This window comes from Actinoplanes sp. NPDC051633 (assembly GCF_040681735.1).
In the GTDB taxonomy this organism is placed as follows: Bacteria; Actinomycetota; Actinomycetes; order Mycobacteriales; family Micromonosporaceae; genus Actinoplanes.
This window is the reverse complement of record NZ_JBFAZH010001056.1, coordinates 1-2,678: the sequence shown is the minus strand read 5'-3', so window position 1 is coordinate 2,678 and position 2,678 is coordinate 1. Positions and strand designations below refer to the sequence as shown.

1 protein-coding gene, 2 pseudogenes and 1 riboswitch are annotated in these 2,678 nt (G+C 67.6%); all 3 genes and pseudogenes read right to left on the bottom strand.

Annotated elements, in window-relative coordinates:
- Nucleotides 1–1,025: pseudogene (locus AB0M20_RS36830) on the bottom strand (5-methyltetrahydropteroyltriglutamate--homocysteine S-methyltransferase); the annotation flags it as partial.
- A riboswitch (cobalamin riboswitch) is annotated at nt 1,015–1,132 on the bottom strand. It overlaps the preceding pseudogene by 11 nt.
- Before the next feature lie 19 nt (nt 1,133–1,151).
- Nucleotides 1,152–2,195, bottom strand: a complete 1,044-nt coding sequence (locus tag AB0M20_RS36825; RefSeq protein ID WP_364305337.1) for a ribonucleotide-diphosphate reductase subunit beta — start codon at nt 2,193–2,195, stop codon at nt 1,152–1,154.
- Nucleotides 2,192–2,678: pseudogene (locus AB0M20_RS36820) on the bottom strand (ribonucleoside-diphosphate reductase subunit alpha); the annotation flags it as partial. The pseudogene AB0M20_RS36820 and the gene AB0M20_RS36825, both read right to left, overlap by 4 nt.

The window sequence follows — 2,678 nt, the reverse complement described above, 5'->3', positions numbered from 1 at the left end:
CGGGCACGGACGTCGTCGTGCCGCCACGCGTCCGGGATCGGCGGGAGCGGCGCGGGCAGATCGGCGGTGCCGTCCCGCAGGGCGCGGCCGAGCAGGACGACTTCGTCGACCTTCTGCCGGGCGAAGGCGAGCCGGGCGGTCAGGTCCTGCTCGAGGGTGGTCTCGGCGGTGAGATCGACGGGTACGTGCAGCAGCGAGCACGACGTGGACACGGCGACGTGGTCGGCCAGCCCGGCAACGGTGGCGCCGGTGACCGCGGCGGCCCGCAGATCGGTACGCCACACGTTGTGCCCGTCCACCAGCCCGGCGACGATAGTCTTGCCGCGCAGCGGACCGGCGCCCGCCAGCCGTTCCAGGTTTCCCTTACCAGCGAACAGATCCAGCCCGATCGCCTCGACCGGTGTGGCGAGCAGGGCCGGCAGCGCGTCGCCCAGCTCACCGAAGTACGTGGCGACGAAGATCTTCGGCCGCCCGTTCAATTTGCCCAACGTCGAGTAGACGGCTCGCAGGGCATCGATTTCGGCCGGGGTGCGATCGGTGACATAGGCGGGCTCATCCAGCTGCACCCATTGCACGCCGGATTTCGCCAGCGCGGCGAGGATGTCGGCGTAGGTGGTGACCAGGTCGTCCAGCCGCGCGAACGGATCCGAGCCTCCGGAACCCTTGGACAGCAGCAGGAACGTGGCCGGCCCGACCAGCACCGGCCGGGTTTCGATGCCGAGCCGCTTCGCCTCGGCGTACTCCCCGAGGGGTTTGCCGGGGTCGGCCTCGAACGCGGTGTCGGGATCGATCTCGGGGACGAGATAGTGGTAGTTGGTGTCGAACCATTTGGTCAGCTCGAGCGCGGGCTCGGAGTCGACGCCCCGGGCCATCGCGAAATAGGTGTCCAGATCGGACAGTCCGAGGCGGCGGAACCGCTCCGGAATCGCGCCGACCGCGACGGCCGTGTCGAGGACGTGGTCGTAGTAGGAGAAGGTGTTGGACGGGATGGCGTCCAGTCGCGCGTCGCGGAGCGTCTGCCACACACCGGCCCGCAGCTCAGCGGCCGTCTGGGCTGCGGGGCAGTCCCGGAATCCCACCGGGTTCCCTCTTGCGACGCCCCCGCCCGCCAGCGGGCGGGGGCGAACCAACACTGGATCCGATCCTACGCGTCAGAAGTCGTCGTCGAAGCTGACCGTGCCGGAGACGCCGACCTGATAGGCCGACACCTTGCGTTCGAAGAAGTTGGACAGCTCCTGGACGTCCTGCAGCTCCATGAAGGCGAACGGGTTCCTGCTGCCGTACATCGCGTCGATGCCGAGGACGGCGAGCCGCCGGTCGGCGACGTGCTGCAGGTACTCGCGCATGTCGGCCAGGGACATGCCGGACACGCCCTGCTCGAGGAGGTCCTCGGCGAACTGCACCTCGCACTCCACGGCCTCGGCCAGCATGTCCTTCACCTGCTGCTCCATGTCGGCGTCGAAGAGGTCCGGCTCTTCCGCCCGGACCGTCTCCACCACGTCGAAGGCGAAGGCCATGTGCATCGACTCGTCACGGAACACCCAGTTGGTGCCCGACGCGAGTCCCTGCAGCACGCCCCGGGATCGCAGGAAGTACACGTACGCGAAGGCGCCGTAGAAGAACAGGCCCTCGATGCAGGCCGCGAAACAGATCACGTTGAGCAGGAACGCCCGCCGGTCCTCGCGCGACTGAAGTGAGCGCATCTCGTAGATCGAGTCGATCCACGTGAAGCAGAACTCCGCCTTGCGGGCGATCGACGGGATGTTCTCCACCGCGGCGAAGGCCTCGAACCGCTCCTTCTCGTCGGGCACGTACGTGTCGAGCAGGTTCAGATAGAACTGGACGTGCACGGCCTCCTCGAACAGCTGCCGCGACAGGTAGAGCCGGCCCTCCGGCGAGTTCACGTGCTGGTACAGGTTGAGGACCAGGTTGTTGGCGACGATGGTGTCGCCGGTCGCGAAGAAGGCGACCAGCCGCGACACCAGGTGCTGCTCGGCCGGCGACAGCTTGGCCAGATCGGCGAGGTCGGAGTGCAGGTCGACCTCCTCGACCGTCCAGGTGTTCTTGATGGCGTCCCTGAACCGGTCGAAGAAGTGCGGGTACCGCATCGGCCGCAACGTCAGATCCATGCCGGGATCGAGCAGCATCTGCGGCCGCTGCTCGGTGGACGTGCGTGCTTCGGGGATCGCGGTCATTGGCAGGCCTCGCAGGACTCGGGATTTTCCAGGGAACAGGCGACTGCTTCCTCGTCGGCGGCCGCGACCTTCGGCGCGATCGAGACGGTGGCCTGCTGAATGCGCGTCGCCGGGCGCGAACGCAGGTAGTAGGTCGTCTTCAGCCCGGATTTCCAGGCGTACAGATACATCGAGGAGAGCTTGCCGATGGTCGGCGCGCTCAGGAACAGGTTCAGCGACTGCGACTGGTCGACGAACGGCTGCCGGGCGGCGGCCAACTCGATCAGCGCCTTCTGCGGCAGCTCCCAGGCCGTGCGGAACAGCTGCCGGACGTCGTCGGGCAGGTCGGCGATGCCCTGCACCGATCCCTCGGCGCGCTTGATCAGCTCGCGCACCGGCGCGGTCCAGAGCCCGCGGGCTTTGAGCTCGCGTACCAGATAGGTGTTGATCTGCAGGAACTCGCCGGACATCGTCTCGCGTTTGAACAGGTTGGACACCTGCGGC

Bases quoted from the DNA above. Each gene is read 5' to 3' on its own strand.
- AB0M20_RS36825 (WP_364305337.1), bottom strand. From the start codon at position 2,195: ATGACCGCGATCCCCGAAGCACGCACGTCCACCGAGCAGCGGCCGCAG.